The organism is Microbacterium sp. TPD7012, from assembly GCF_003075395.1.
In the GTDB taxonomy this organism is placed as follows: domain Bacteria; phylum Actinomycetota; class Actinomycetes; order Actinomycetales; family Microbacteriaceae; genus Microbacterium.
The window spans coordinates 10,522-33,061 of the sequence record NZ_QDFV01000009.1; the positions used below are offsets into that span (position 1 = coordinate 10,522).

General features: G+C 68.7%; 26 protein-coding genes and 1 tRNA gene. 14 read left to right on the top strand and 13 right to left on the bottom strand.

Annotated elements, in window-relative coordinates:
• Positions 1–125 precede the first annotated feature (125 nt).
• The 8 genes from DC434_RS18370 to DC434_RS18405 all read left to right on the top strand — a co-directional run bounded on the left by DC434_RS18370 (position 126) and on the right by DC434_RS18405 (position 7,499).
• Positions 126–959, top strand: coding sequence for a ParA family protein (locus DC434_RS18370; RefSeq protein ID WP_116636764.1), 834 nt, complete (start codon positions 126–128; stop codon positions 957–959).
• Complete coding sequence (locus DC434_RS18375) at positions 943–1,779, top strand: ScpA family protein (RefSeq protein WP_116636765.1); 837 nt, start codon at positions 943–945, stop codon at positions 1,777–1,779. The genes DC434_RS18370 and DC434_RS18375 overlap by 17 nt, the downstream gene beginning before the upstream one ends.
• Complete coding sequence (gene scpB, locus DC434_RS18380; protein WP_116636766.1) at positions 1,769–2,377, top strand: SMC-Scp complex subunit ScpB; 609 nt, start codon at positions 1,769–1,771, stop codon at positions 2,375–2,377. The genes DC434_RS18375 and scpB overlap by 11 nt, the downstream gene beginning before the upstream one ends.
• Entirely contained in the window at positions 2,374–3,171 is a 798-nt protein-coding gene (locus DC434_RS18385; protein ID WP_116636767.1) for a pseudouridine synthase, read from the top strand. Before scpB ends, DC434_RS18385 begins: the two co-directional genes overlap by 4 nt.
• The gene (locus tag DC434_RS18390) at positions 3,168–4,304 is read left to right on the top strand and encodes a prephenate dehydrogenase (protein ID WP_116636768.1); all 1,137 of its coding nucleotides are present in this window, start codon (positions 3,168–3,170) and stop codon (positions 4,302–4,304) included. Before DC434_RS18385 ends, DC434_RS18390 begins: the two co-directional genes overlap by 4 nt.
• Positions 4,297–5,001 carry a (d)CMP kinase gene (gene cmk / locus DC434_RS18395; protein ID WP_116636769.1) on the top strand — a complete coding sequence of 235 codons (705 nt, stop codon included), beginning with the start codon at positions 4,297–4,299 and terminating at the stop codon, positions 4,999–5,001. Before DC434_RS18390 ends, cmk begins: the two co-directional genes overlap by 8 nt.
• 40 nt (positions 5,002–5,041) lie before the next feature.
• Complete coding sequence (der, locus tag DC434_RS18400; RefSeq protein ID WP_243409014.1) at positions 5,042–6,514, top strand: ribosome biogenesis GTPase Der; 1,473 nt, start codon at positions 5,042–5,044, stop codon at positions 6,512–6,514.
• A gap of 61 nt (positions 6,515–6,575) precedes the next feature.
• Entirely contained in the window at positions 6,576–7,499 is a 924-nt protein-coding gene (locus DC434_RS18405; RefSeq protein ID WP_116636771.1) for an NUDIX hydrolase, read from the top strand.
• A 40-nt stretch (positions 7,500–7,539) separates the two neighbouring features.
• Here DC434_RS18405 and DC434_RS18410 read toward each other — a convergent pair whose 3' ends face one another.
• Genes DC434_RS18410 through DC434_RS18435 form a run of 6 tightly spaced genes read right to left on the bottom strand, consistent with a single transcriptional unit; the run spans position 7,540 to position 11,395 of the window.
• On the bottom strand, positions 7,540–9,018 hold the full coding sequence (locus DC434_RS18410; RefSeq protein ID WP_116636866.1) for an HNH endonuclease signature motif containing protein: 1,479 nt from the start codon (positions 9,016–9,018) through the stop codon (positions 7,540–7,542).
• A gap of 39 nt (positions 9,019–9,057) precedes the next feature.
• Entirely contained in the window at positions 9,058–9,432 is a 375-nt protein-coding gene (locus tag DC434_RS18415) for an RNA-binding S4 domain-containing protein (RefSeq protein WP_116636772.1), read from the bottom strand.
• Positions 9,432–10,100: a lysoplasmalogenase family protein gene (locus DC434_RS18420; RefSeq protein WP_116636773.1), complete on the bottom strand. Its 669-nt coding sequence runs from the start codon at positions 10,098–10,100 to the stop codon at positions 9,432–9,434. The genes DC434_RS18415 and DC434_RS18420 overlap by 1 nt, the downstream gene beginning before the upstream one ends.
• Before the next feature lie 40 nt (positions 10,101–10,140).
• A complete protein-coding gene (locus tag DC434_RS18425) occupies positions 10,141–10,596 on the bottom strand; it encodes a hypothetical protein (protein ID WP_116636774.1) in 456 nt (151 codons plus the stop codon).
• Positions 10,597–10,616: 20 nt separating this feature from the next.
• A complete protein-coding gene (locus tag DC434_RS18430; RefSeq protein WP_116636775.1) occupies positions 10,617–10,814 on the bottom strand; it encodes a hypothetical protein in 198 nt (65 codons plus the stop codon).
• Positions 10,811–11,395: a GNAT family N-acetyltransferase gene (locus DC434_RS18435; protein WP_116636776.1), complete on the bottom strand. Its 585-nt coding sequence runs from the start codon at positions 11,393–11,395 to the stop codon at positions 10,811–10,813. Before DC434_RS18435 ends, DC434_RS18430 begins: the two co-directional genes overlap by 4 nt.
• 107 nt (positions 11,396–11,502) lie before the next feature.
• Between DC434_RS18435 and DC434_RS18440 the strand changes: the two genes are divergently transcribed.
• Positions 11,503–11,579 (top strand) — tRNA-Pro (locus tag DC434_RS18440).
• Between the two features lie 157 nt (positions 11,580–11,736).
• Here the strand turns inward: DC434_RS18440 and DC434_RS18445 are convergent.
• Positions 11,737–12,252: a GNAT family N-acetyltransferase gene (locus DC434_RS18445; RefSeq protein ID WP_116636777.1), complete on the bottom strand. Its 516-nt coding sequence runs from the start codon at positions 12,250–12,252 to the stop codon at positions 11,737–11,739.
• Between the two features lie 122 nt (positions 12,253–12,374).
• On the opposite strand from DC434_RS18445, the gene DC434_RS18450 reads away from it, so the two are divergent.
• Positions 12,375–12,818, top strand: a complete 444-nt coding sequence (locus DC434_RS18450) for a DUF6389 family protein (protein WP_207770001.1) — start codon at positions 12,375–12,377, stop codon at positions 12,816–12,818.
• Between the two features lie 42 nt (positions 12,819–12,860).
• Here DC434_RS18450 and DC434_RS18455 read toward each other — a convergent pair whose 3' ends face one another.
• The 3 genes from DC434_RS18455 to DC434_RS18465 are packed head-to-tail and all read right to left on the bottom strand — an operon-like array spanning position 12,861 to position 14,585.
• Entirely contained in the window at positions 12,861–13,445 is a 585-nt protein-coding gene (locus DC434_RS18455; RefSeq protein WP_116636778.1) for a hypothetical protein, read from the bottom strand.
• The gene (locus DC434_RS18460; protein ID WP_116636868.1) at positions 13,426–13,890 is read right to left on the bottom strand and encodes a VOC family protein; all 465 of its coding nucleotides are present in this window, start codon (positions 13,888–13,890) and stop codon (positions 13,426–13,428) included. The genes DC434_RS18455 and DC434_RS18460 overlap by 20 nt, the downstream gene beginning before the upstream one ends.
• Positions 13,891–13,925: 35 nt before the next feature.
• Positions 13,926–14,585: a TetR/AcrR family transcriptional regulator gene (locus tag DC434_RS18465; RefSeq protein ID WP_116636779.1), complete on the bottom strand. Its 660-nt coding sequence runs from the start codon at positions 14,583–14,585 to the stop codon at positions 13,926–13,928.
• A gap of 76 nt (positions 14,586–14,661) precedes the next feature.
• Between DC434_RS18465 and DC434_RS18470 the strand changes: the two genes are divergently transcribed.
• Together DC434_RS18470 and DC434_RS18475 are read left to right on the top strand one after the other, a co-directional pair.
• The gene (locus tag DC434_RS18470; RefSeq protein WP_116636780.1) at positions 14,662–16,092 is read left to right on the top strand and encodes a cytosine permease; all 1,431 of its coding nucleotides are present in this window, start codon (positions 14,662–14,664) and stop codon (positions 16,090–16,092) included.
• The gene (locus DC434_RS18475) at positions 16,089–17,705 is read left to right on the top strand and encodes an amidohydrolase (protein WP_116636781.1); all 1,617 of its coding nucleotides are present in this window, start codon (positions 16,089–16,091) and stop codon (positions 17,703–17,705) included. The genes DC434_RS18470 and DC434_RS18475 overlap by 4 nt, the downstream gene beginning before the upstream one ends.
• A 19-nt stretch (positions 17,706–17,724) precedes the next feature.
• Here DC434_RS18475 and DC434_RS18480 read toward each other — a convergent pair whose 3' ends face one another.
• Both DC434_RS18480 and DC434_RS18485 read right to left on the bottom strand, forming a co-directional pair.
• Positions 17,725–18,438, bottom strand: a complete 714-nt coding sequence (locus DC434_RS18480; protein ID WP_165808130.1) for a helix-turn-helix domain-containing protein — start codon at positions 18,436–18,438, stop codon at positions 17,725–17,727.
• A gap of 16 nt (positions 18,439–18,454) precedes the next feature.
• Entirely contained in the window at positions 18,455–19,639 is a 1,185-nt protein-coding gene (locus tag DC434_RS18485) for an adenosylhomocysteinase (RefSeq protein WP_116636783.1), read from the bottom strand.
• A gap of 140 nt (positions 19,640–19,779) precedes the next feature.
• Here DC434_RS18485 and DC434_RS18490 point away from each other — a divergent pair, with 140 nt between their 5' ends.
• On the top strand, positions 19,780–20,799 hold the full coding sequence (locus DC434_RS18490) for a Gfo/Idh/MocA family oxidoreductase (RefSeq protein ID WP_116636784.1): 1,020 nt from the start codon (positions 19,780–19,782) through the stop codon (positions 20,797–20,799).
• Positions 20,800–20,802: 3 nt separating this feature from the next.
• On the opposite strand, the gene DC434_RS18495 is transcribed toward DC434_RS18490, so the two are convergent.
• Complete coding sequence (locus DC434_RS18495; RefSeq protein WP_116636785.1) at positions 20,803–21,699, bottom strand: patatin-like phospholipase family protein; 897 nt, start codon at positions 21,697–21,699, stop codon at positions 20,803–20,805.
• 460 nt (positions 21,700–22,159) lie between these two features.
• On the opposite strand from DC434_RS18495, the gene DC434_RS18500 reads away from it, so the two are divergent.
• Positions 22,160–22,540 (top strand): hypothetical protein, encoded by a 381-nt coding sequence (locus DC434_RS18500; RefSeq protein WP_116636786.1) that lies wholly within the window; start codon positions 22,160–22,162, stop codon positions 22,538–22,540.

Genomic DNA, 22,540 nt, shown 5'->3' on the forward strand with positions numbered 1-22,540 from the left:
GCGTGCCGGGAGGCCACAGAACAGGGCGGCCGCTAGAATCGACCAAGCACGAAGGAGCAGGAGAACCGGTGGTTGAGAAAGCGGCGAAGTCCAGGGCGAAGGCACAGAAGGCCGACGAGACCCCCATGGGACCCACCGGCCGTCCGTATCACGGGTTCGCCACGCCCGAGCCGCTGAAGTCGCACGGTCCGGCGCGCATCATCGCGCTGTGCAACCAGAAGGGCGGCGTCGGCAAGACGACGACCACCATCAACCTCGCCGCGGCCCTCGCCGAGTACGGTCGCAAGGTGCTCGCGGTCGACTTCGATCCGCAGGGCGCGCTCTCGGCCGGTCTCGGCATCCAGACGCACGACGTCCCCACGATCTACGACCTGCTGCTCGACACGAAGCGCGACGCGCACGACGCGATCGTCCACTCGAGCGTCGAGGGTCTCGACGTCATGCCGGCGAACATCGACCTCTCCGCTGCCGAGGTGCATCTCGTCAACGAGGTGGCTCGCGAGACGATCCTCGCCCGAGTGCTCCGCCAGGTGGCGGGGGAGTACGACGTCATCCTCATCGACTGCCAGCCGTCTCTCGGACTGCTCACCGTGAACGCGCTCACGGCGGCGCACGGTGTGATCATCCCGCTCGAGTGCGAGTTCTTCGCCCTGCGCGGGGTCGCGCTGCTGATCGAGACCATCGACAAGGTCCGTGACCGCCTGAACCCGTCGATCACGATGGACGGGCTCCTGGCGACGATGTACGACGCCCGCACGCTGCACTCCCGCGAGGTGCTCGAGCGCGTCGTGGAGACGTTCGGCGACGACGTGCTGGAGACCGTGATCGGCCGCACCGTGAAGTTCCCGGATGCCTCGGTCTCAGGTGTGCCCATCACCGAGTTCGCTCCGGAGCACGCCGCCGCCCAGGCGTACCTGCGGCTGGCCCGGGAGCTGGTCGCCCGTGGCGCCGTCGCCTGACGAGAGCGCTGACCGGGCGGACGAGATCGCGGATCCCGCCGAGGGATTCCGTGTCTCGCTGTCGAACTTCGACGGCCCCTTCGATCTGCTGCTGAACCTCATCTCCAAGCACGAGATGGACATCACCGAGGTGTCGCTGAGCGCGGTCACCAACGAGTTCATCGCCTACCTGAGCCAGCTCGACGACGACGAGGAGCTCGATCAGGCATCCGAGTTCCTGGTGGTCGCCGCCACGCTGCTCGACATGAAGGTCGCCGGCCTCCTGCCGCAGGGCGAACTGGTCGATGCCGAGGCGGTGGCGCTGCTCGAGGCGCGCGACCTGCTGTTCGCCCGCCTGCTGCAGTACCGGGCCTTCAAGGAGGTCTCGACGTGGTTCTCCCGCTGCCTGCAGCGCGAGGACCGCCGGCATGTGCGCGCGGTGCGCCTCGACGAGAAGCACCGCCGTCAGACACCCGAGCTCGTGTGGTCGCTCACGGTCGACGACTTCGCCGCCCTCGCGCTCCTGGCCTTCGCGCCGAAGGAGATCCCGCACGTCGGACTCGATCATCTGCACGCGCCGCTGATCAGCATCCGCGAGCAGGCGGCGATCGTCGTGACGCTGCTGCGCGGCACGGAGTCGGTCAGCTTCCGCGAGCTCGTCGCCGGAGTCACCGAGCCGGGCATCGTCGTCGCGCGCTTCATCTCCGTGCTGGAGCTGTACCGCCATGCGGCTCTGTCCTTCGAACAACTGGAACCGCTCGGCGAGCTCACGCTCCGCTGGGCAGCCGACGCCTGGTCGGATGAGACGCTGGCGACCCTGGGAGCCGACTATGACCGATGACACCTCCACGACGGACTCCGCGGTCGAGGAGACCGTCCGCGACACCCCGCTCTCCGAGCGCATCGAGGCGATCCTGCTGATCGTGGACGAGCCGATCGGCCTGATGGCGCTGGCCGCCGCCGTCGGATCACCGGTGCCCGCCGTCCGGCAGACGCTCGAGACGCTCGTCGACGACTACGACGGGCGAGGGCACGGCCCGCGCCGCGGATTCGAGCTGCGCGAGGTCGGCGGAGGCTGGCGGCTCTACGTGCGCGAGGACCATGACGGCCTCGTCGCCGAGTTCATCGGCGGGCAGGCGCCGGCCCGTCTGTCGCAGGCGGCGCTCGAGACCCTCGCCGTGATCGCCTACAAGCAGCCCGTGACGCGCAGCCAGGTCGCCTCGATCCGCGCGGTGAACGTGGACTCCGTGGTGCGCACCCTGCTCGCCCGCGGTCTCATCACCGAGCTGTTCGCCGACTCCGAGACCGGAGCGATCAACTACGGCACCTCCGACGCGCTTCTGCAGCACCTGGGCATCAACTCGCTCGACGAGCTGCCCCCGATCTCTCCGCTGCTCGACGACGGCGCTGACGGCTTCGACGAAGGGACCATCCGATGACGGACATCACCAACGAGGGCGCACCCGAGGGCGTCCGCCTGCAGAAGGTGCTCGCCGCCGCCGGGGTGGCCTCGCGCCGTGTCGTCGAGAACTACATCGTCGAGGGGCGCATCCGCGTCAACGGCGTGGTCGTCGAAGAGCTCGGCCGGAGGATCGACCCGGAGCACGATCTGGTCGACGTCGACGGCACCGCGATCCAGCTCGACGTCTCCAAACGGTACGTCATGCTCAACAAGCCGACCGGCGTCGTGAGCAGCATGAAGGACGAGAACGGCCGTCCCGACCTCCGTCGTTTCACCGCCGACTACGAGGAGCGCCTGTACAACGTCGGCCGGCTCGACGCCGAGACGAGCGGTCTGCTCATTCTCACCAACGACGGCGGGCTGGCGCATGTGCTGGCCCACCCGTCGTTCGGCGTGACGAAGGTGTACATCGCCAAGGTCGAGGGGACGGTCCTGCCGCAGACGATCTCGAAGCTCACGAAGGGGATCGAGCTCGACGACGGTCCGATCGCGGCCGACAAGGCGCGCCTGCTCGACACGTCGCGCGGTTCGAGCCTGGTCGAGCTGACCCTCCACTCCGGACGCAACCGCATCGTGCGTCGGATGCTGGCCGCGGTCGGTCACCCGGTCACCGAGCTCGTCCGCCGCCAGTTCGGGCCGCTCCACCTGGGAACCCTCCCGGCGGGGAAGACGCGGGAACTGAGTAAAATCGAACTCGGCGCGCTTCTGACCTTGTCGCGCCAGGATTCCGGTGTCGCCGAGGCGCCAGGCGAGCAGCAGGAGAACGAGTGACCGATACGACGAGTGCGCCCACGGCGCGGAAGGCCGGCGTCGTCGCGCCTCGGCTCTCCGGCACCGTCCGCATCGTCGGTGCCGGTCTGCTCGGCGCGAGCGTCGGGCACGCCCTCCGGGCGAAGGGGATCGACGTCGTCCTCACCGACGCCTCACCGGCGCAGCTGCGTCTCGCGGTCGACTATGGCGCCGGTCGTCTCGCCGCCGATGACGACGCGCCTTCCCTCATCGTCGTGGCCGTGCCGCCGGACGTCACCGCCGACGTGATCGAGGCCGAGCTCGCTCGATACCCCGATGCCGTCGTGACAGACGTCGCGAGCGTGAAGCTCGAGCCGTTCCGCACGCTCCAGGCTCGCGGTGTCGACCTCACCCGCTACATCGGCTCGCATCCGCTCGCCGGTCGCGAGCGCGGCGGAGCGATCTCCGCCCGTGCCGACCTCTTCATCGGACGTCCCTGGGTCGTCTGCCGCGATGAGGACACGAAGGCCGCCGATCTCGCGCTCGTCGAGGCGCTCGCGCTGGACGTCGGCGCGATGCCGCTGGAGATGACACCGGAGGAGCATGACCGCTCGGTCGCGCTGACCTCGCACGTGCCCCAGGTCGTCGCCAGTCTTCTCGCCGCCCGCCTCGCCGGTGCCGAGGAGGGAGCTCTGCGCCTTGCAGGCCAGGGCGTCCGCGACACGACCCGCATCGCGGCATCCGCTCCCGAGCTCTGGGTGCAGATCCTCGGCGCGAACGCCGGACCGGTGGTCGAGATCCTCGATGCGCTGGCCGCCGACCTCGGTGAGATCTCCGATGCCCTGCGTGAGCCCGGTGCGCCGGGTGCTCGCCGCGTCGTCGCGGAGACGATCCGCCAGGGCAACGACGGCGTCGACCGGCTCCCCGGCAAGCACGGTCAGAACCGGCGTTTCGAGTCGCTCATCGTGATGATCGACGACACCCCCGGTCAGCTCGGACGCCTCTTCGGCGAGCTCGGGGAACTCGGTGTCAACGTCGAGGACCTGCGTCTCGAGCACTCGCCGGGCGCACAGTTCGGCCTGGCGGAGATCAGCGTCGAGCCGGCGACCCTGCACGGGGCGATCACGGGACTCGAGGAACGCGGATGGCGGATTGCAGGGAATACGAATGACTGACACCTCGTTCTCCTCCACGGACGCCACCAAGTTCATCGCGATCGACGGCCCCGCGGGGTCCGGCAAGTCCAGCGTGTCGAAGGCTGTCGCGCGCAGGCTCGGCTTCGGCTACCTCGACACGGGGTCCGCCTACCGTGCACTCGCCTGGCACGTGCTCGACCGCGGAGCGGACACCTCGGATGCCGACGCGGTGCGAGCCGCGGCATCCGATTTCCCGGTCGTGCTCGGGCTCGACCCCGACGACCGGACCGTGCGGGTCGGCGACGTCGAGGTGACCGAGGCGATCCGCGATCCGCGGGTCTCCGGCGCCGTCAGCGGTGTGGCCAGGGTCGCCGAGGTGCGCGCCCAGGTGAACGAGCTGTTCCGTTCCCTCGTCGCAGACGCCGCGTATCCCGCGGTCGTCGTGGAGGGGCGCGACATCACGACCGTCGTCGCCCCCGACGCCCCCGTGCGGATCCTCCTGACCGCGGCCCCCGAAGTGCGGGCCGCCCGACGTGCCGGCGAACTCGCCGGCGAGAACGCGGATGCCGTCGCCGCAGCGCTGCACAAGCGCGACGCATCCGACAGCGCCGTCGTCGACTTCCTGAACGCCGCAGACGGCGTCGAGGTCGTCGACTCGACGGACCTTGATTTTTCCCAGACCATCGACGCCGTTCTCTCGGTGATCGAGCAACACCGAGGAGCACACCGTGGCTGACGACGAATACGAAGGCGGCCCCGACCAGCTCGCCGAGAAGATGGAGCTGATCGACGAGGAGCTCGCCGAGCAGCGCGCCGAGACGCTCCGCGCAGGTCTGGCGGACTACGAGCTCGACGACGAGGATGCCGCGCTCCTCGCCGGCATCACCATGGGCGAGGACGGGATCATGTTCAGCCCGGCTCTGCCGGTGGTGGCGATCGTCGGTCGACCGAACGTGGGCAAGTCCGCGCTCGTCAACCGCATCCTCGGCCGTCGCGAGGCTGTCGTGGAGGACACCCCCGGTGTCACCCGCGACCGCGTGACCTACAAGGCCGAATGGGCCGACCGCCGGTTCTCGCTCGTCGACACGGGCGGATGGGAGCCGGATGCCCGCGGCATCGACCGCTCGGTGGCCATGCAGGCCGAGGTCGCGATCGACCTCGCCGACATGGTGCTGTTCGTGGTCGACGCGATGGTCGGTGCGACGTCGACCGACGAGCACGTGGTGAAGCTGCTCCGCAAGAGCGGCAAGCCCGTGTTCCTGGTGGCGAACAAGATCGACGACACCCGCCAGGAGCCGGAAGCGGCCGCACTCTGGGCGCTGGGTCTCGGCGAGCCCTACCCGGTGTCGGCCATCCACGGCCGTGGCGTCGCGGACCTTCTCGACGCCGTGCTGAAGAAGCTCCCCGAGATCTCGGCCGTCGCGAAGCAGGAGATCGGAGGACCGCGCCGCGTCGCGATCCTCGGTCGACCGAACGTCGGGAAGTCGTCGCTGCTGAACAAGGCGGCCGGTGAAGAGCGCGTCGTCGTGAACGAGCTGGCCGGAACGACGCGCGACCCCGTCGACGAGGTCGTCGAGCTCGGCGGCAAGATGTGGCGCCTGGTCGACACCGCCGGCATCCGTCGTCGCGTGCACATGGCGCAGGGCGCGGACTTCTACGCGTCGCTGCGCACCTCTGCCGCGCTGGAGAAGGCGGAGGTCGCGGTCGTCGTGCTCGACGTGTCGGAGACGATCAGCGAGCAGGACGTGCGCATCATCGACCTCGTGCTGGAGTCGGGCCGTGCGCTGGTGCTCGCCTTCAACAAGTGGGATCGCCTGAACGACGACGATCTCGAGAACGCCGACCGCCGTCGCTATCTCGAGCGCGAGATCGAGCAGGACCTGGCGCATGTCGCTTGGGCACCGCGCGTGAACATCTCGGCGAAGACGGGCCGTCACCTCGACAAGCTCGTCCCCGCGCTGGAGACGGCGCTCGAGAACTGGGATCGTCGCATCCCGACCGGCAAGTTCAACGCCTTCCTGGCCGAGCTCGTCGCCGAGCACCCGCACCCGCTGCGTGGTGGCAAGCAGCCGCGCATCCTGTTCGGCACGCAGGCATCGACGCGTCCGCCGACGTTCGTGCTGTTCACCACGGGCTTCCTCGACCCGGGCTACCGCCGGTTCATCCAGCGTCGCCTGCGCGAGCTGTACTCGTTCGAGGGAACGCCGATCGTCGTCAACATGCGCGTGCGCGAGAAGCGTCAGCGCTGAGCTGTTCCCGCCTGTTGCGCCAGGTGGTGCCGATGCCCGGATGCTGTGAAAGGCTGAGGGGGTGACTGTCGTACCTCCTGCCACCGGTGAGCCGCGTCGCCCCGACGGGCCGCGGAACCCGGGCGATGCCTGGGTGATCGCGGAGTCGGGGGAGAAGTACTGGGGGCGGTTCGGAGCTGCCGGGCTGCTCGCCTTCGATCCCGCCCGCGGCATCCTGCTGCAGCATCGTGTCTCGTGGAGCCACTTCGGCGGCACGTGGGGTCTGCCCGGCGGGGCGCTGCACGAGGGTGAGACGGCGATCGTCGGCGCGATCCGCGAGGCGCAGGAGGAAGCGGGCGTGCCTGATGGCGCGGTCAGGGCCCGATTCATCAGCGTGCTCGATCTGGAGATCTGGTCGTACACCACGGTCATCGCGGATGTGCAGGTGCCCTTCGATCCGGTGATCAGCGACCCGGAGAGTGTGGCTCTCGAGTGGGTGCCGGTCGATGAGGTTGCGACGCGACCGCTGCATCCCGGATTCGGTGCCGCGTGGCCGGCACTGCGGGCGCTGCTCGAGGTTCGTCCTGCCGTCGTCGTGGACGGCGCGAACGTTGTCGGTTCTGTGCCGAACGGATGGTGGAAGGATCGCGCCGGCGCGGCGTCCCGGCTGCGGTCGCGGCTGGAGGGGCTGGCTGTCCCCGCGTCGGATCTCGGCGTGGAGGGCGACCTGTGGTTCCCCGAGGTGTCATTGGTCGTGGAAGGCCAGGCACGCGGAATCGCCTCGGGTCTGGATGCCGGCTCGGTGTCGGTCGTGAACGCAGATGCCTCGGGTGACGACGCGATCGTCGCCGAGGTCGAGCGGCGAGTCGCGGCAGGCGAGACGGTGCTGGCGGTGACCAGCGACCGAGCGCTCCGCGAACGCGTCGAGCACGCGGGTGCCGTCAGGGTGCTTTCGGCAGGTTGGCTTGTGGATCTGCTGGCACAGGCAGACCGCGCGAGGAAGTAGTTCGCGGGTCGCAGCGGTGGCATGATCATCCGCTCGATTCTCAGACGAACATGACGCGGCGGGTGGGTCGGTCGGTGTAGTCGCGGTCGAGGGGGCTGTGCCAGGTGATGGTGCCGTCGCGTTCTTGTCGGGCTGTCCACCGGTGTGTGTCGGGGATGTCGGGGTGTTTGAGGGTGTGGTGGGTGCGGCAGAGGTGGGCGAGGTTGTCGAGCCTGGTCTTGCCGCCTCGGGCGTGGTCGTGGGTGTGGTCGATGTCGCATCGGTGCACGGGCGTGCGGCAGCCGGGGAATCGGCAGTGCTGGTCCCGGGCGCGCAGGAACCGCCGCATCCCCTCCGTCGGGGTGTATGTGTCGGTCTGGGTGACCAACCCGTGCGGGTCGAGGAACAGGCGTGACCAGCCCGTGTTCCGTGCCGCGAGGTCTCGGGCGATGTCGGGGTGCAAGGGGCCGTGCCCGTCGAGGTCTGCGGGCCGGCCATCAGCTCCGGCGAGAGTGCTCGCGGCGACGGTGACCTGCACCCGCCCCTGGATGTTGTCGAGCCCGTCGCCATGGGCGGCACTGGGGTCGGCGGTGAGCAGGAGATCGGCGAGCAGATCCGCCTGTACCTGATCCCAGGTGCGCGAATCCGCAGCGACATTCTCGGCGTCCGCGTCCGCGTCAGTGTCGGTGTCGGTGTCTGCGTCCGTGTCGGGGTCGGTGGCGAACGTGTCGTCGCTGAAGATCTTGCCCTCATCATCAGGGCAGACGTCGCAGCTATCGCCGAGGTCAACGTCGGAGTTGGCGACGAGGTCAGTATCGCTATCGGTGTCGGTGCGGGGCTCTTCGTCGGGCGTGGGAGCGGAGGCACGGCCAGCCCGGTTCCGGATGACCTGTCGGGTCATCTGCGCCAACCGGTCCGCGATCGCGACAGCGAGCCACTCCGGCAACACAGCCGTCAGCAACGCGAGTCCGTCACCGACGGAGCGCACCTTCACGCACCGCTCCGAGGCCGCTCGCTTATGCCGGTCCGTGACCGTCTCACCGACCAGAGTCGCCGCGACCTCTTTCGCGTGCGCGCCCGTCCGTGCCGCGGTCTCCCGCTCCGCGAACACCAGCACCGCCGCCTCATACAAACCCATCACGCCGGCGTCCACCCGCTTGTTGCGGATCGCCTCCGACACGATCGCACTCGCCCGGCAGATCTCCCGCACATGCCCGCTGCTGATCCGTCCCGCCGCGAAGGCCTCCCATACCGCGGGCAACTCGCCACTCACCGTGCGGGCGTCGGTGAACGCGAACTCGATCGACCCCTGAGGGACCCGGCCCGCGGCGGAGAACTCCGCGATCATCGACCGGTAGACCGCATCCCGATGGAACCCGTTCCCCGCGACATCCGCATCGTGGAACCCGATCTGCTCGACCATCAGTTCCAGCGCCTCGCACTCGAGTACCGCGATCTGCCGCTTCTTCTCCACCCACGCATCCAGCACACGACGACGCCCCTCGAGATCGAGGTGGAAGTCCGTCCGCTGCTGTGCCATACCCCCAGAGTAGAACATATGTTCGAATATGGCAGCATACTAGTCGAGGAAGAACTCGTCCCGTCCGCGGAGCTTGTCGATGTCTCGACGTTCGCGCTTGGTCGGCCTTCCGGCGCCGCGATCACGGAGTCCGAGCGCCGCCTGCGGCTCGCGCTCCGGCGTGCGATCCTCGTATGCCAGGGCGGCGACAGGAGCACCGACGCGCTTGACGAGGATCTGTCGCACGGCGAGGATCCGGTCGAAGCCGGAGATCCGGATGCGGATCTCGTCGCCGATGCGCACGGCCTGAGCAGCCTTCACCTTCTCGCCGTTGACGCGTACATGCCCGGCGCGGCATGCGGTCGTCGCCGCGGAGCGCGTCTTGTAGACGCGGACGGCCCAGAGCCAGCTGTCGACCCGCGCGGCATCCACCATCATGAGCTCCTCTTCCGCAGGGCGACCAGGGCGCCGGCCACGATGAGTCCCTGACCGATCGTGTAGGTGAGCATGATGGCCGGGCTGCTCCAGGCCGGGAGGGCGCCGGGGAGGAACAGCCGGAGTGCGAGGATCGTGTCGCTCGCGAGGAAGAACGCGCCCCCGACAGCGACGAGCGGGTGGCATCGTGCCGAGAAAGCCGCCGTGCCGCCCAGCACGAGTCCATACACGGCCACAGCGATGAGCAGGCTGCCGGTATGCGGACCGAGGAAGGCGAGCATCGCGACCCACCACACCGCATAGATGAGTGCCCACCGCGGCATCCGTCTGCTTCCCAGATGGCGGACGAACAGGGCGATGTATGCCAGATGCGCGATGCCGAAGAAGAGCAGCATCAACGGCAGCTCGGGCGCGGTCGGGAAGAATGCGCCGACGCTGTCTCCGAGCCAAGAGAACAGCAGAGCGGTCAGGAGCAGGATCAGTGCGGAACGCGGTGCGACGTCTCGGGCGGAGAGCAGCACCGGCACGGCCAGGAGTGGCATCAGCAGCAGCTTCGTCGGTCCGGCGGCCGGGCTCTCGACGGACAGGAGCACGACGTGAAGGACCGAGACCGCGACGAAGGGGACGAATGCCCACATGATCGTCGGGCTCAGAGTGCGGCGCTGCATCCCCCCATCGTATTCTCGACGCTTCACCGATCCCGCCGGATCAGGACTCGACGGTGACCTGTTCGACATCGCCGCTCTTGCCGAGATGAACGGCAGGCCAGTACCCCTCGGGAAAGTGCTCACCGCAGCTGTCGATCAGGTGCAGAATGATCGTGCCGTCGGACGCGGCCTCGATCGTCTCGAGCGTGAGGTCGGATGCCGCATCTTCGAGTTCGTGGGGTTCGGGTTCGCCGTTGCTGAAGTTCGTGACCACGGCATCCGACGCGATCCGCCTGAGCGACGTGAGGTCGGCGATCATCTCGCGCACGCGGGGGAGCAGGGGAGTGACGTCCTGCGGATTCGTGCCCTCGAGCATGAGTTCGAGCTCCGCGCCGTCGATGACGACGGTGCCGCTGTACCAGTCGTGGGTGAGCACGCTGCCGTCTGTCAGCTCGGTGGTCGCGCGAGTGAGGGGGCCGAGTTCGGGATCGTCGATGGTCGGATGCTCGTCGCTCATGACTTCACGCTAGCGCCCGGTCAAGGTGCCAGCTGCCGACCTTCCGCGGCCAGGTGCTCCCGGAGGATGCGGATCGCCTTCGGCCCCACGCCATGGATCGCGAGCAGCTCTTTCTCTGACGCGGCGTCGAACTGATCGAGACGTGTCAACCCGTGCAGCGCGAGCTCACGGCGCGCCACTTTGCCCATCGCGGCGGGGAGCTCTGATTCGTCGCTCATGAGCGGAGATCCAACGTCACGAGCGTGCGCCCCGGCCTGAGTTCGGCGGTCTCGGTGAAGCCGGCGGTGAGGAAAGTGCCGAGCGTGCCGTGGAACAGGTCGTTCGCGCGCTGTTTCTCGCCCCGTGTGTCGACGGGGTAGCCCTCGATCAGCCGAGCGCCCGATTTCCGCGCGTAGTCGACCGCGGCGTGCAGCAACTCGAGGTTGAGACCTGTGCCGCGATGCTCTCGCCGCACGACGAAGCACGTCACGGCCCAGACTGACTCGTCGTCGAATGGCTCGGTCGATGCGGCGGCAATGATGCGTGTGCGCGGGACACGCGCCTGCTTCGTTCGCGGACCGATGCGGATCCACCCCGCCGCCTCGCCGTCGACGTAGGCGATGATCCCGGGCGGAGGCCCGTCATCGATCTCGGCGCGGAACATCTCGGTGCGCTGCGGAGTGGTCGTCTCGTTCCAGTCCTTGTTGCTCAGCACCGGCCAGATGCACTGACAGCTCGCGCCGTCTCCACCTCCGGTGAGTGCGTGCTGAACGTCATCCCAGCGGGCGGTGGTCGCCACCTCGGTCGTGATCGTCGCCATGGACCGCACGCTACGCCGAGCATCCGACACCCGCAACGCACCGGTTCGCGGAGCGCCGTCCGGTCAGGCTAAGATAGGGGAGTTGCCCGCGCGGAAGTGCGGAACAACGGGCTGTGGCGCAGCTTGGTAGCGCACTTGACTGGGGGTCAAGGGGTCGCAGGTTCAAATCCTGTCAGCCCGACCATTAAGCCCCGGAGAACCGCAGAAAAACGCGGGTCTCCGGGGCTTTTTCTCGTTCCAGGCTCAGACCAAGACACGGCGGCGATTGGTTTTCGAGGGCTCACTGTCCTCGAGCCATCGGCTGCTCGACGGGTCCGCCAGAGACTGTTGCACGTTTCTCGTCATGGCGTAGTGGATGCGGGCACGGCGTAGGTGGTTTCCTCGACGTTGCGCCCGTCCGTTGTCATCGCCGTCGCGACCAGAGTCATGCCCAAGCGCTCGCACAGCGCACGTGAGGACGCGTTGAGGGCGTCGGTCTTCGCAATCACTCTCGCGAAACCCCAGTCGTTGCGAGCCGCCGTCAGGACAGCACCCACGGCCTCTGTCGCGAGGCCCTTCCCGCCGAAGCGTGGATTGAAGACGTACCCGATCTCGGCGTTCTCGTCGTGGAGCCAGACCAGTCCCACTTCTCCGACCACTTCGCCGGTCTCGAGAATCTCGACGACCAGTACCAGTTCGTCACCAGGGCCAGCGAATCGGGCTGTTGTGTATGAAGCCAGTTCACTCTCAGTGTGTTCGCGCGTCCACGGGCCGGCGCGCAGGTACCGGGCCACATCAGGGCTCGACCGATAGGCGAAGACCGCATCGACGTCGGCCTCGCGCGGCCGCCGCAGATGGAGTCGGGATGTATCGATCACACCAGGATCGTAACCGGAAGACCGCTCCGCCGAGCGCTCCCGGTGTCCGACCGGGGCACGGGGGAGTTGCGTGTGAGCGTGCACCACGTAGGCTCCCGAAGCGCCGTCGATAAACTGCTCCGGTGGGAACCGTCGAATACCGTGATGCGCTGAGTGCCGTGCTCGACCAGGCATCCAAGTCCACCGCGGCTCGACTCTCCGTTCTCCATCGCGCAGCGACCGCTGGCGTGGATGGGGTGCTGATCGACGTGTTCGTCGACCAGGATGCCGAGGGGCCGTTCGGCGTGTGGGCGCGTTTCGAGGGTGCCGACTCGTTCGGCCTCGACCGGCAACTCGGCGATGAACGGGAGCTGTTCGGCGTGATCTGGGGTGAGGAAGGCTGGGAGCCCGCGGTTCCGAGCCGACCCCGGGAATGGTCTCGAGCACAACTCGAAGACGCCATCGTCGAAGTCGTGGCCGAATGGATCGACCCGCTCATCCCGCTCGGAACGCCGGATCTGCGTTGGGAGGTCGTGACGCCAGACGGCGCCACAGACCCGATCCAGGTGGGGCGTCAGGATGACTGATCCCATCGCGTTCCTCATCGACGAAGAGGCTACCCCCGCGAGCTAGTGGTCTGGCGTCGCACCGGGGAAGCTGGTGGCATCGAACAGCAATCTGTCGACGACGTGATCGAGTCGGGCTGGCCGCGCGATGATGTGCCCCAGCAGATCCTCGAAGTGCGAGAAAACGACATCCGCCTCTTCGAACTCCGGCTCCGTTCCGTGGACGACTGCTCCATCGTCTCGCACCGCGAGGTACTCGTAGCCGTTGCGCACGGAAAGCAGGATGGGCAAGTGGTGCTTCCAGAAACGGGAGACCGCTTCCGCCTCAGCATCCGTTATCGCAGCCTGGATGCTCAACTGTTCCCACTCGTTCCAGGCGAACGCACCCTCCGCACCGGTCGAGTAGTCGTCGCGGGATAAGAACCACACCGTCTCGTCTGAGTTCGACAGGAGTGAGAACGAGGACACCCACCGGATCACCGGTTCGGATGCCGTGTGCAGCGCGGAAGGAACGTCCTGTTCCGCGCGCGTGGGAGGCTCGCGCGTCCACCCGGCTTCCTGCAGGGATTCGGCCGCACGCTGGAAGAGTTCCGTCGAGCGCTGAAGCGGTTGCCCGTGACCGGCCGCGTCAGCGTTCGCGCGCGTCATCGGTCGTGAAGCCCTCATGTGCCGCGCGCTGGTCGAGCGTCTCCAGTTCCTGGAAGAACGTCACCTGCCAGCCGGCTGGTCCCTGCACGCGGGCGTTGAGGCTCTGGAACGGCGTCTTCACCGGCGGGGAGATCAGCTCGGCGCCGCCGGCTCGTGCCGCGGCGACGGCCTCCTCGGTGTCTTCGACCTCCAGCGCGATCCGCAGGGCGCCCGGTGTGCGCGGTGCACCTTCGACGTCGTCGATGTTCCGGGCGTGCGTCGGCGTGGCCAGCTCGATCGTCGCGACGCCGACGTGCAGGATCGCCACGCGATCATCGTCTTCGGTCGCGTAGGCCAGCTGCTCCGGCATCCCGAGCACGTCCCGATAGAACCGCAGGGCGGTGTCGAAGTCGTCGGTCTCGATGATCAGACGCAGCTGCGTGGGGGAAGGTGTGGTCGATGTCATGCCGTACATCTTGCACGCACATCGGCGGCAGCGCCTCAGGTCGGCAACGCCGCAATCGCCACGCGCAGCGCCCCGGCCTTCAGGCCCAGCGCCCATTCCGCGACATCCGCGACCACCCGCGTGTGCGCCGGATGCTCGATCGGCGCCGACGAGTTCACGTACGAGCCGCCGCCGTCGAGGGCGATGAGGATGCGGATGCAGGCGGCCTCGGCATTCGCGCCGGGGAAGTCGCCCGAGGCCACGCCGTCGTCGAGCATCGCCGTGAGGCGCTCGCGGTCGAGCGCGTCCTGGATCTGCAGCTCGGCGTCGAGCGTCGGGCTGAATCGCGAGAGGTGCCGGGCGTTGAGCCAGAGTCTGGCGAGGGGAAGCGAGCGGCCACGCTCGACGTGATCCACGAAGCGCGCCAGGCGCTGCAGGGGAGTGCCGCCGGTGGTGAAGAACTGCTCGCGCTCGATCACCGCGGCGCGCGCGAAGGCGGCGACCACGAGGTCTTCCGCGACGGGGAAATAGTGCGTGATCAGGCCCGGGCGCACGCCCAGCCGCGCGGCGACCGCACGCAGCGTGATGCGTTCGAGTCCCTCCTCGATCGCGATCGCGGCGGCGCAGGCGAGGATGTCCTCCCGCCGCTCCTCGGGGAGCTTGCGGGTGCGCGGAGCGGCGGTGGGAGAAGAAGTGCTTGACGTCACCCCACCCATGCTATTGAATGAGTGACCAATAGTCCATTGGGCATGTGACCAATAGCAATGGCGCTCTCCTCCCGAAAGGAACTCCATGACCCGGATACCCACCGTCGAGACCGACGGCCTCGACGCGGCCTCCCGCCCCGAGACCCGCGGCATCGAGCTCATCGACGACGCCGAACGGCACGGCAGGGCGCGCGATCTCTTCCTGATCTGGGCGGCCCCCAGCGTCAGCATCCTGAACCTCACGATCGGCGCCTCGCTCATCCTGCTCGGCCTCGAGATCTGGCAGGCGATCGCCGTGATCGTCGCCGCGTCGCTGCTCTGGATCCTGCCGGGCGTCATCGCCGGCAGCGGCCCGGCATCCGGCACGTCGGGTTCGGTCGTCACGAGGGCGATGTACGGCGTCCTCGGCAACCGGCTCTTCGTCGCGGTGGTCGGATGGTTCATCGGCGCGGTCTTCCTCTCGCTGACCTGGCTCGCCTCGTCGTTCCTCGGCGCCGACCTGCTGCGCCGCATCGGGATCGACGACCCGATCTGGGTGCCGATCGGCGTGACCCTCGTGGTCTCCGCCGTCACGATCCTGGTCGCGATCTTCGGTCACGGACTGATCCTGCGCGCCTACCCGTACATGGCCGGAGCGCTCTTGGTGATCTTCCTGGCCGTCGCCGGCTTCATCCTGCCGACCGTCGACTGGCAGTACTCGGCGCCCGAGACGCTCAGCGGCCCCGCCCTGTGGTCGGCGATCTCGATCGGCTTCACGATCCTCGCGTCGACACCGCTGTCGTTCATGAACAGCCCCGACATCGCCCGCTACCTCCCGCGCGAGACGAAGCCGTCGCACATCGCGGCCGCCACCGCCCTCGGCGGTGCCATCCCGTTCATCGTCTTCACGAGCGTCGGCGTGCTGCTCGCGACAGGTCTGAGCGAGGCCGCCTTCGCGACCGGCATCGATGTCGCGCTGATCGACCTCCTTCCCTCCTGGCTCGGGCCGGTCCTCGTGCTCGGCGTCGTCATCAACACGATCGCGCTGAACGCCATGACGGCATACACCTCGAGCATGGCGCTGCAGGCGATCGGCTTCCGCCTTCGCCGCATCCCCGCGGCGATCATCGTCGGTGTCGTCGGCACGGCGCTGACGATCTACCTCGTCCTGTCGTCGAGCCTGCTGGAAGCCGCGAACCTCATGCTCCAGTTCCTCGTCATCGTCTCGGGACCGGCCATGGCGATCTTCGTCGTCGACGTCGTGCTGCGCCGCTACGCCTACGACGGCATCGATCTCTTCCACGACCGACCCGGCGGCCGGTTCTGGTACTCGGCAGGATGGAGCATCCCTGGAATCACCGCGCTGTTCCTGGGCGGCATCGCCACCGCGCTGTGCCTGTCGACGAGCGTCTGGAGCGGTCCCGTCGCCGAGCTCACCGGCTACATCGACCTCTCCGTGCCGGTCGGGATGCTCGTCGCCGCGGTGATCTACGCCGGACTGCTGCGCACGCCCCTCGGAAAGGACGGCCGACCATGACCACTCGCTATCTCAACGGACGCATCTTCACTGCCGATCCCGACCCCAAGAAGGCCTGGGCCGAGGCCTTCACGGTCGATGGCGACGCGATCACATATGTCGGATCCACCGACGGTGCCCCCGACGCGGACGAGACCGTCGACCTGGAGGGCCGGCTCGTCCTGCCCGGCTTCACGGATGCGCACACCCACCTGCTGATGGCCGGTGCGGCGCTCGGCCAGGTGCCGCTCACCGCCGCCCGCTCACTCGACGACATCCAGGCGCTGCTGCGCGATGCGAGGGCGTCGGATCCGGGTGCCACCGTGCTGCGCGGGCGGGGCTGGCTCTTCGACTCGATCCCGGGCGGCGCGCCGACGGCCGCGATGATCGACGACGTCGTCGCCGACATCCCCGTGTACCTCGATGCCAACGACTACCACTCCTGCTGGGTCAACACCGCGGCCCTCGCCGAGCTCGGGATCACCCGTGAGACCCCGGATCCGATCGGCGGCCACTTCGCACGGGACGCCTCGGGGGAGCCGACCGGGCTGCTGTACGAGACCGCAGCGACGCAGTACGCCTGGGCGCAGCGGGACGCGACCACCACCGACGCCGACCGGGATGCCGACGCGGACCGGGTGATCGACGCCTACCTCGCCGCCGGGGTGACAGGCGCGGTCGACATGGCGTTCGACGAGTTCGGGCTCGCCGCCCTCCGGCGCGCGCAGGAGCGCCACGGGGGAGAGCTGCCGATCCGCGTCGCCGCGCACTGGCTCATCACCAACACGGGCGACGACAGCGAGAACCTCGCGCAGGTCGCGCGTGCGGCCGAGCTCGCCCGCGACGCATCCTCGCCGTGGTTCCGCGTCGTCGGCATCAAGCTGATCCTCGACGGCGTGATCGACGCGTGCACCGCGGCGATGCGGCATCCGTACGCCGACGGCACGAATGCCGCGCCCATCTGGCCGGTCGCGCAGCTGAACCCGGTCGTCGCTGCGGCGGATGCCGCGGGCCTGCAGGTCGCACAGCACGCGATCGGCGACTACGCGAGCGAGATCGCCCTCGATGCCATCGAGCACGCGATCGCCGTCAACGGCGACCGGCCGCGTCGCCACCGCATCGAGCACCTCGAGTACGCGGCCCCCGGCACGGCGGAGCGGATGGCGCGGCTCGGGGTCACCGCCTCGATGCAACCGGTGCACAGCGACCCGGCCATCTTCGCCAACTGGGCCGAGATGCTGGGCGACGAACGTGTCGACCGTGCGTTCCCGTGGCCGGAGTACGAGGGCGCGGGAGCCCTGCTCGCGTTCTCGACGGATGCGCCGACCGCCCCGCACGAGGCGCTGGCGAACATGTACGTCGCGTCGACCCGCGCATCCGCGCTCGACCGCTCGGTCGCCGCCGCGCATCCGCAGTACGCCCTGCCTCTCGCGGCGGCGATCGGTCACGCGACGCGCGACGCCGCGGCATCCGTCGGCGACGGCGACTGGCGGGGCCGCATCGCGCCGGGGTTCGCCGCGGACGTCATCGTCCTCGACACCGATCCGTTCGTCGACGGACCGGCATCGCTGCTCGATGCGCGGGTGATCGAGACCATCGTCGCCGGGCGGTCGCGTTACCGGTCCCAGGGCTGACGCGAGATCACGCCCCCGTTCAGATGCCGAGAGCGTGTTCGATCTCGCGGGCGCCGCGGGCTGCGGCCGCAGACACGTCTTCCGCGGGAACCCTGCTGTAGCTGGTGGCGATGTACGGCACGGTCAGGGCGGCGACCGCCTCGTCGAGGCCGCTGCGCAGGATCGGGTGCACGATGTCGGTGATGCCCGGCTGGGCGGAGTCGGGGCGGACGAGCAGGCGGTCGCGGCGGATGTCCGCGAGCACGCTCTCGGGGACATCCGTGTGTACGACCGAGCTGAACGCGGCGAGCACGTTCCCGCTGGCGGTGCCGTCGAGGGGGAACAGCGCCCCGATCCGCACATGGAAGCCGAAGTCATCGGGGCTCTCGACCTGCGCGATGATCCGCACGCGGCCCTCGTCGATCACGCCGAGGTTGCAGGACTGCCGTGTCGCGTCGGCGACCCGCCGCATGGCCGGCATCGCGGCGGCGATGAGCGACCGGGTCGGCTCGTGGCGATGCGCGAGATCGAACAGGCGCATCGACAACTGGTACAGACCGCTCTGCGGGTCGCGATGGAGATACCCGCGCTTCTCGAGCCGCAGCAGCACTCGGAAGATCTGGCCGGGCGAGCGGTCGACCGCCTTCGCGATGTCGAGCTGGCTGAGTCCGTCCGCCGCGGCGGCGAGCGTCTCGAGGATGTCGAGAGCCTTGTCCACGGCGGGCGCCGCATAGTCGGGCTGCTGTTCGACCAAGGGCGTCTCTCCGTCGTCAGGATGAGGAATCGAGGACTGCCAGGATACGTCGGGCGATCGTGCGATCGATGTCGTCGGGTACGGGCTGGGGGCCTGGGGAGAGAGCAGAACGGTCGGTGACGACGCGCACGAGCGACAGGGTCTGCAGGAGGAATCCCAGATCCATCGACTCGATCGAGTTCCCCTTGGGCGCGGTGCCTGCGAGGTTGAACATGCGCCCGTTCGCCAGCAGGATGACATGCCCGCCGTGCGGGAGGTCGATGCGGTCGAGAGCGGAGCCGAGCGAGGTGGTCGACGTCGCTCTGGCACGCAGTGTCTCGACGTCGATCTCCCAGGGGAAGTGGCCGACGTTGCCGATGATGGCGCCGTCGTGCATCTGCTCGATGATCTCGTAGGGGAGCACGCCGGGGCGGCCTGTCGCCGTGATGAACACGTCTCCCCAGGCGGCGAAGTCGGCTGCGCCTCCGACGCGGAAGCCGTCGAGGGCTGCCTCGAAGGCCTTCAGCTCGTCGGTGTCGACCACGGCGACACGACCGCCGAGGGCCCGGAGGTACTGCGCGACGCCGCGGCCGCACCAGCCGTAGCCGAAGACCACGAAGCGGCGCCCTGGGACCATCGCGTTCGTGATGCGCATGAAGCTCTCGACCGCCGACTGTCCGACCGCGTGCTTGTTCTCGCCGATGGCCTTCAGGAGGCTGTCGTTGATCACGATGACTGGGAACGGCACCGCGCCGGCGAGCTCGCCGCGAAGGCGGTCGCCGCCGCTGGTGGTCTCCTCGGTCCCGCCGATCACCGTGTCGGTCGTGCCGCGTGCGACGAGTCCGGCGACGAGATCGGCACCGTTGTCGAGGATGATGTCGGGGGCGCCGTCGAGCACGGCGGCGATGTTGGCCTCGTGCTGCGCCAGAGTGTCATCGCGACGGCCGTGGATCGTGATGCCGGGCAGGGAGTTCAGATACTCGACGACGTCGTCCTGCGTCGATCCGAAGTTGCCGGTGCCGATGAGCTCGGCGCCGCCGGCCGCGAGCGTCTCGACCAGGACCGCGGTCTTCGGCTCCACGTGCAGGGACATGCCGATGCGGTGGCCGGCGAATGGTCGCGTGCGCGCGAGCTCCTGTCGCACGTCGGCCAGCAGTGCCATGCGGGAGCGGATCCACTCGACCCGGGAGTTGTCCTGTGTCGCGATCTCGGAAGCGGTCATGCGCTCCAGTTTACAGATGTGAAATAAGAATGCATATACAAATCCTTGGTCTCCTGACCTAGGCTGATCCCGCACCAGCAAGGGCGAGCGCGATCCGGCATCCGTCGCGAGATCCGGGCCCCTACGGAAAGGCCACAGTCATGCACCCTGTCGGTTTCGTCGGGACGGGCTTCCATGCGCGGACGAACCTCCTGCCCGCGGCGTCGCTCGCGGGGGTCGCGATCATCGGTCTGGCGAGCCGGGACGCCGAGCGTTCCGCGGTGACCCTCGCGCATGCCGGCTTCGAGGCCGCGCGCCCGTACGGCAGCGTCCGCGACCTGGTGGCCGACCTTCCTCACCTCGATCGGGTGATCGTCTGCGCCCAGCCGTCCGATCAGCCTGGGATCGTCGATCAGCTGATCGAGGCGGGCATGCACGTGCTCGCCGAGAAGCCGCTCGGCCTCGATGCCGGCGAGGCGAAGGCGCTCGCCGATCACGCGGCGAGCCGAGGGGTCGCGCTCCGAGTGGCGTTCATGAAGCGCTACGCCCCTGCGGTGCGCGCCCTCGACGAGCTGCTGACCGCCGCAGAGCTGGGAGAGCTGCTCTCCTTCGAGGTGCGCTTCGGTGCGGATGCCGGCGGGTTCGCACCGACCCCTGCGGACTTCATCCGACTCGCGGCGATCCATCACGTCGACCTCGTGCGCCACCTCTTCGGCGACGTCGAGCGCGTCGACGTCGCGTTCTCCGGAACCGCCGTGGCCTGCACGGTGCTCGTGACCCTGCGCATGCGGTCCGGTGCCGTCGGCACCCTCCACCTGTCCGACGGCCCGGGGCACACGAGCGAGCTCGACGTCACGACGATCACCTGTGAGCGCGGCACGGTGACGATGACCGACACGCGAGAGCTGGTCGTGCATCGTGGAGCAGCCGGCGGCACCGACTGGCGTCGTCCGCTCGAACAGCGCACGGTGATGGAGCCGGCCGTGAGCACGATGTCGGGCGGCGCGCAGGATCTGGTGCTGCGCGGTTTCGTCGATGAGATCGAGTCCTTCGCCGCCGATGACCTGAACGGCGAGGACCCGAGTGCGCAGGAGAACGTGCGCACGATGGAGCTGGTCGACGCGATCATCAGGCAGCTGCCCTCGGACCGCACGGCCGGCGCGACAGCGGGCGCTGCCTGACCGTCAGACGCTCCAGAAGTCGGCGAGCCGTGCCGCCAGACCGCGTCCCTGCGCGTGGCCGCCGCGCGCGGCGGGAAGACGTGTCGAAGGATCCAGGGCGTTGGCATCGAAGACGTCGCCCGAGCCGGCATCCGGGAAGACGGTCTCGACGATGCTTCCGCCGGATCGCAGCTCGTCGACCTGTGCGGCGAGGTCCATTCCCCAGGTGAGCGGCTGACGCGACCTCCCGCCGAACGGCTCGAGGATCAGGACCCGGTCGTACCCTGTGGCGAGGTCGGCGTTCGAGCTGCGCCGGTATCCGCCGTTCAGGTACCGGCTCTCTCCGACCCGGTAGGGCGTCATCGCCGAGGTGCTGGCGGCGACGGCATCCACCAGGCCGACGTCGCTGTCCCGGTCGAACACCACGGGCTCGCCGGTCAGCGCGTCGACGGCGGGGATGAGCACGCGCTGCTCCGGCCATTCGTGGCGGGGGAGCCGCTGCGCCACGATGTCCCGCCAACGCGCGGCATCCGCGCCGTCGGACGTGTCACGCGCGAGAGCGGCGGCACCGATCCGGCGGCGCATGTCGGCGGCATCCGCCGAAGACGCGATGATCTCGTCCGACCAGTGCATGTAGGCCGGGCCCGAGATCATCGGACGTCGTGCCGCACCTGCCGCGGGGCGTGGAGGCTCGGCGACGATGGCGGCGTGGAGGTCAGCCGGTCGGATGCCGCTGGTGATCTGCGCGGCGACGGTCGATCCGGCCGAGGTTCCGACGATCAGATCGGCATCGTCGAGCTCGATGCCGGCTTCGGAGAGACCGGCGATGAGCCCGAGCTGCCAGGCGTTGCCGGCTGCTCCGGCACCGGCCAGGACGAGAGCCCGAGAGACAGGGCGGGGAGAAGAGGGAGAGGTGTGCATGGGAGTGCCCTTCGCGATGTGCGAGCGGGCGCTCCCTCGGGCGACGGTGTCAGTCGCGCGATCGTGGACTGACGGAGGGAGCGCCCACGGTGGTTCTTGCGTACATGGGTCACACCTCCTCTCATCGGAACACGATCGCCGAACGGTAGCACGAGGCGAGGACGGCGGGCAAGAAGGCGGCGGCCGAGCGAAGCGCGGGGGAGGTTTGCCCTCCCGACTGACCCGTCCCCAGACGATCTCGTCGAGAGGGCCACCGCCCTACCCGGACGGTTGGGGAGGCGGCGAAGATATCGCTGCACTCATCGGCTGATTCCCCAGTCCTCAGCCTCGTAGCCCCCGCTACATATAGCAGAGTACATCGATTCTGTCTTGTCCACCATTTGGGGGACAAAGAAAGTTACGAAAGTTCTCTGGACGATGACCCGGTTGTCTTCCTGCAGGGGTTTCGTAGGGTGTAATCATGGACAGATTGCTCGTCATCACCGCGCAGGTCGCCATCGCCCACGGCCACCGGGTCGAGGTGATCGAGCAGATCGATCCCCTCACCGAGGAGCCCGTCGTCCAGGCTGTCGTCGACCTCGACACCGGCATCCGCTACCGACGCGCGGACGACGTGCGCGGCGAGTTCTCCCGCTGGATCGGGCGGGTGCTCGAGTGCACGGTGACGATCGGCGGTGCGGGGCGCACGGTGCTGCGCGTCGACCCGATCGGACCGGGGGCGACCGGGGCGAAGCGGGCGCTGCACGGTGCCGATGCAGCCGCGGATGCTGCGAAGGCCGAGGCCGACCGCTGGGGTGGCACGGACCGTCCGCCCATGGAGGAGCCGGAACGCTTCTGGTGA